The sequence below is a fragment of the Pseudooceanicola antarcticus genome (assembly GCF_900215355.1).
Taxonomy (GTDB): domain Bacteria; phylum Pseudomonadota; class Alphaproteobacteria; order Rhodobacterales; family Rhodobacteraceae; genus Pseudooceanicola; species Pseudooceanicola antarcticus.
Genome location: NZ_OBEA01000013.1, coordinates 1 through 5,651, shown reverse-complemented (window position 1 = coordinate 5,651; position 5,651 = coordinate 1). Strand labels below are relative to the sequence as shown.

Sequence of the window (5,651 nt, the reverse complement as noted above, 5' to 3'; positions counted from 1 at the left end):
ATCGTTTTATTGGATCTTTACTAGGTCTGGCGGCGACTTACTCTCCCACGACTTAAGCCGCAGTACCATCAGCGCGACGGCACTTAACTTCCGGGTTCGGGATGGGACCGGGTGTTTTGCTCGTGCTATGACCACCAGACCGAGGAAAGATCCAATATCGAGAGATATCAATCGGTTGTCCGAGTAGTGTTGGTGTATATTGTATGACTTTGATCAGTAGAGATTGTCTTCTACTGGATCGGGTCAAGCCTATCGGGCAATTAGTACCGGTCAACTGAACACATTGCTGTGCTTACATCTCCGGCCTATCGACGTGGTGGTCTCCCACGGCCCTCAGGGATACCTTGTTTTGAGGGGGGCTTCCCGCTTAGATGCCTTCAGCGGTTATCCTTTCCGATCATAGCTACCCAGCACTGCTATTGGCATAACAACTGGTCCACCAGTGGATCGTTCACCCCGGTCCTCTCGTACTAGGGGCAACTCCTCTCAAGTATCCTACACCCACGGCAGATAGGGACCGAACTGTCTCACGACGTTCTAAACCCAGCTCACGTACCTCTTTAAACGGCGAACAGCCGTACCCTTGGGACCTGCTCCAGCCCCAGGATGAGATGAGCCGACATCGAGGTGCCAAACACTGCCGTCGATATGGACTCTTGGGCAGTATCAGCCTGTTATCCCCGGCGTACCTTTTATCCGTTGAGCGATGGCCCTTCCACTCGGGACCACCGGATCACTATGGCCGTCTTTCGACTCTGCTCGACTTGTCAGTCTCGCAGTCAGGCTGGCTTCTGCCATTGCACTCAACGAGCGATTTCCGACCGCTCTGAGCCAACCTTCGCGCGCCTCCGTTACGCTTTAGGAGGCGACCGCCCCAGTCAAACTACCCGCCACACAGGGTCCCGGATCCGGATAACGGACCGCGGTTAGACATCAAGCAGAACAAGGGTGGTATCTCAAAGGAGGCTCCACAGGAACTGGCGTCCCTGCTTCGAAGCCTACCACCTATTCTGCACATGTTGTGCCTGATGCCAGTGTGAAGCTGTAGTAAAGGTGCACGGGGTCTTTCCGTCTAACCGCGGGAAGCCTGCATCTTGACAGGCAATTCAATTTCGCTGAGTCGATGTTGGAGACAGCGGGGAAGTCGTTACGCCATTCGTGCAGGTCGGAACTTACCCGACAAGGAATTTCGCTACCTTAGGACCGTTATAGTTACGGCCGCCGTTTACCTGGGCTTCAATTCGGAGCTTGCACCCCTCCTTTTAACCTTCAGGCACCGGGCAGGCGTCAGACCCTATACGTCGTCTTGCGACTTCGCAGAGCCCTGTGTTTTTAGTAAACAGTCGCCACCCCCTGGTTTGTGCCCCCGGATCCAAGTTGCCTTGAACCCGGGCCTCCTTCTCGCGAACTTACGGAGGTATTTTGCCGAGTTCCTTCAACATCGTTCTCTCAAGCGCCTTGGTATGCTCTACCAGTCCACCTGTGTCGGTTTAGGGTACGGTCTTAAAGTGGGGCTATTTCCAGGAACCTCTAAGCGGCCCCTCCAATCCGATAAGGAGGAACAACCTTCGAGATCCGTCACCACCACACGGCCCAGGAATATTAACCTGGTTCCCATCGCCTACGCCTTTCGGCCTCGGCTTAGGGGCCGGCTTACCCTGCTCAGATTAGCTTTAAGCAGGAACCCTTGGACTTTCGGCGAGAGTGTCTCTCACACTCTTTGTCGCTACTCATGTCATCATTCTCGCTAGTGATCTCTCCACCGGATCCCTCACAGGCCGGCTTCACAGAAAGCTCCTTGCGTCCAATCTTCCCGAAGGAAGTAAGGACGCATGGAGCTATGTCACACTACGCTCCGCTACCATACGCTATGCGTATCCTCAGCTTCGGCTCATGGCTTGAGCCCCGTTACATCTTCGCCGCAGGACGTCTTGATTAGACCAGTGAGCTGTTACGCTATCTTTAAAGGATGGCTGCTTCTAAGCCAACCTCCTGGTTGTTTTGGACATCCCACCTGCTTTCCCACTTAGCCATGAATTGGGGGCCTTAGCTGGAGGTCAGGGTTGTTTCCCTCTCCACTACGGGCGTTAGCACCCGCAGTGTGTCTGCCATCTAGTACTCCCGGGTATTCGGAGTTTGGTTAGGATCAGTAAGCCTGTGGGGCCCCATTACCCATCCAGTGCTCTACCCCCCGGGGTATTCGGATGACGCTCTACCTAAATAGATTTCGCGGAGAACCAGCTATCTCCGAGTTTGATTGGCCTTTCACCCCTAGGCACAACTCATCCCGACCTTTTTCAACAGGTGTGGGTTCGGACCTCCAGTAAGTGTTACCTTACCTTCATCCTGGTCATGCCTAGATCACTCGGTTTCGGGTCTGATCCCACGAACTCAACGCCCTATTAAGACTCGCTTTCGCTGCGCCTACACCTAACGGCTTAAGCTTGCTCGTGAGACCAAGTCGATGACCCATTATACAAAAGGTACGCCGTCAGCTCGCAAGGAGCCTCCGACTGATTGTAGGCGTTCGGTTTCAGGTACTGTTTCACTCCCCTCGTCGGGGTGCTTTTCACCTTTCCCTCACGGTACTGGTTCGCTATCGGTCAGCAAGGAGTACTTAGCCTTCGAAGGTGGTCCTCCGATCTTCAGACAGGATTTCACGTGTCCCGCCCTACTTAATACGTCCTATCGAGCTACCCATACGGGACTGTCACCCACTATGGTCTGCTTTTCCAAACAGTTCTGGTCACTCTCAAGGCTCGGCTGGTCCCCGTTCGCTCGCCGCTACTAGGGGAGTATCAATTGATTTCCTTTCCTCCGGGTACTTAGATGTTTCAGTTCCCCGGGTTTGCTCTTCAAACCCTATGTATTCAGGTAAGAAGTACCTGTTTATGCATGATATAGGCTGCCGCGAACGGCAATTATATCAAGCATTCAGGTGGGTTGCCCCATTCGGAGATCCATGGATCAAAGCTTATTCTCAGCTCCCCATGGCTTATCGCAGAGTATCACGTCCTTCATCGCCTCTTGCTGCCAAGGCATCCACCAAACGCCCTTCTCGCGCTTGATCCGATCCAGAAGAAGACATTCACATGTCGCGCGCCGATGCGGGCTGGTTCGTCCGCCTGGCACTCTGTTCTGGATCAGAAGTCATACATTTTCCCGCCAGAACCTTTGGTTCTGACAATGAGCAACCGAAGTTGCTCTGGTTAGTGTACTTGACTTGGACAACACTCATTCTTTGCGAAGAAGCATACGGGCGGAAGGCTTGGCGTCCTTCTCAACCGCTCGCCGTTCCCGAAGGTCTGGCACTTCAACGTCCCGGTCCGCTCACTTGCGGGGGGAGATGAGGTTGATTGATATCTCTCTTAACGATGTCAAATTCGTCCGATTGGACGGCTAAACAGCAACGCTGCTTAGCGGTCAAATCGGGCTCCTTGTCTTGAGTAAGTGGTGGAGCCTAGGAGGATCGAACTCCTGACCTCCTGAATGCAAATCAGGCGCTCTCCCAGCTGAGCTAAGGCCCCAACATTGTTACCCCGTTGCCAGGGTGATGGTGGGTCGAGGAGGACTTGAACCTCCGACCTCACGCTTATCAGGCGTGCGCTCTAACCACCTGAGCTACCGACCCATTAGGTGATCCGTGTTGGATCCGCAGGTCGATGACCTGAACCACTTGTTCTGAAGAGATATGAGGACGGCCTGGACCGAGTTTGTCGAGCCCCAAAGGAAGGGCTCTTCTGCTAAGTGTTCCACGAGATCAGCAAGCTGATCTGACTAGGAACATCCTTAGAAAGGAGGTGATCCAGCCGCAGGTTCCCCTACGGCTACCTTGTTACGACTTCATCCCAGTCGCTGAGCCTACCGTGGCCGGCTGCCTCCAAAAGGTTGGCGCACCGTCTTCGGGTAAACCCAACTCCCATGATGTGACGGGCGGTGTGTACAAGGCCCGGGAACGTATTCACCGCGTCATGCTGTTACGCGATTACTAGCGATTCCGACTTCATGGGGTCGAGTTGCAGACCCCAATCCGAACTGAGATACCTTTTTGGGATTAACCCACTGTAGGTACCATTGTAGCACGTGTGTAGCCCAACCCGTAAGGGCCATGAGGACTTGACGTCATCCACACCTTCCTCCCGCTTATCACGGGCAGTTTCTCTAGAGTGCCCAGCCGAACTGCTGGCAACTAAAGATGTGGGTTGCGCTCGTTGCCGGACTTAACCGAACATCTCACGACACGAGCTGACGACAGCCATGCAGCACCTGTCACTAGGTCACCGAAGTGAAAGCCAAATCTCTCTGGCGGTCCTAGGATGTCAAGGGTTGGTAAGGTTCTGCGCGTTGCTTCGAATTAAACCACATGCTCCACCGCTTGTGCGGGCCCCCGTCAATTCCTTTGAGTTTTAATCTTGCGACCGTACTCCCCAGGCGGAATGCTTAATCCGTTAGGTGTGTCACCGACAAGCATGCTTGCCGACGACTGGCATTCATCGTTTACGGTGTGGACTACCAGGGTATCTAATCCTGTTTGCTCCCCACACTTTCGCACCTCAGCGTCAGTATCGAGCCAGTGAGCCGCCTTCGCCACTGGTGTTCCTCCGAATATCTACGAATTTCACCTCTACACTCGGAATTCCACTCACCTCTCTCGAACTCAAGACTACCAGTATCAAGGGCAGTTCCGGGGTTGAGCCCCGGGATTTCACCCCTGACTTAATAGTCCGCCTACGCGCGCTTTACGCCCAGTAATTCCGAACAACGCTAACCCCCTCCGTATTACCGCGGCTGCTGGCACGGAGTTAGCCGGGGTTTCTTTACCAGGTACTGTCATTATCATCCCTGGCGAAAGAGCTTTACGACCCTAAGGCCTTCATCACTCACGCGGCATGGCTAGATCAGGCTTGCGCCCATTGTCTAAGATTCCCCACTGCTGCCTCCCGTAGGAGTCTGGGCCGTGTCTCAGTCCCAGTGTGGCTGATCATCCTCTAAAACCAGCTATGGATCGTCGACTTGGTAGGCCGTTACCCCACCAACTATCTAATCCAACGCGGGCTAATCCTTCTCCGATAAATCTTTCCCCCGAAGGGCGTATGCGGTATTACTCTCAGTTTCCCGAGGCTATTCCGCAGAGAAGGGCATATTCCCACGCGTTACTCACCCGTCCGCCGCTCACTCCGAAGAGTGCGCTCGACTTGCATGTGTTAGGCCTGCCGCCAGCGTTCGTTCTGAGCCAGGATCAAACTCTCAAGTTGAAACCAGCTTACGCTGATATCCTTGACGTTCGAACCTCTGCACATCTTGTGACCGGGAGGCTAGTCCCGGTCGTCTCTGTTTGTCTGTGCTTCGGGTTTCATCAGAAACCGAAAGCCGTCCAAACAGTGAAGCTGACACTCCATAATCGGCCGAAGCCTAGGAGCGCGATATACAGACGTCGATCATCGAAATGATCCAAACCGCCCACATATCTCTTCAGATACTCGCGATGTCAAAGAGCGTAGAGACAAAAACCAGACCAGTGCGCCCTAACTTGCGGCGCGCCCGCCCGATCATACCTCTGAATTTCTATCACCACCTCAGCTTCAGGTCCTTCAAGCAGCTCCGCCGCCCTCCGTTCCGTCCGCCTCCGTGGCGCCCCGGTGCGCCTCAGC

Annotated in this window: 2 tRNA genes and 3 rRNA genes; all 5 read right to left on the bottom strand. The window is 54.2% G+C overall.

Annotation, left to right across the window (positions count from 1 at the left end):
• Window positions 1-24: 24 nt before the first annotated feature.
• Window positions 25-139: ribosomal RNA gene (gene rrf, locus CRO50_RS19770) — 5S ribosomal RNA — on the bottom strand.
• Between the two features lie 100 nt (window positions 140-239).
• Window positions 240-3,070, bottom strand: a 23S ribosomal RNA gene (locus CRO50_RS19765).
• Window positions 3,071-3,451: 381 nt separating this feature from the next.
• A tRNA-Ala gene (locus CRO50_RS19760) sits at window positions 3,452-3,527 on the bottom strand.
• A 27-nt stretch (window positions 3,528-3,554) separates the two neighbouring features.
• A tRNA-Ile gene (locus CRO50_RS19755) sits at window positions 3,555-3,631 on the bottom strand.
• A 162-nt stretch (window positions 3,632-3,793) separates the two neighbouring features.
• Window positions 3,794-5,255 (bottom strand): 16S ribosomal RNA (locus CRO50_RS19750).
• Together the 16S, 23S and 5S rRNA genes with 2 tRNA genes alongside form the textbook arrangement of a ribosomal RNA operon.
• Window positions 5,256-5,651: the final 396 nt, after the last annotated feature.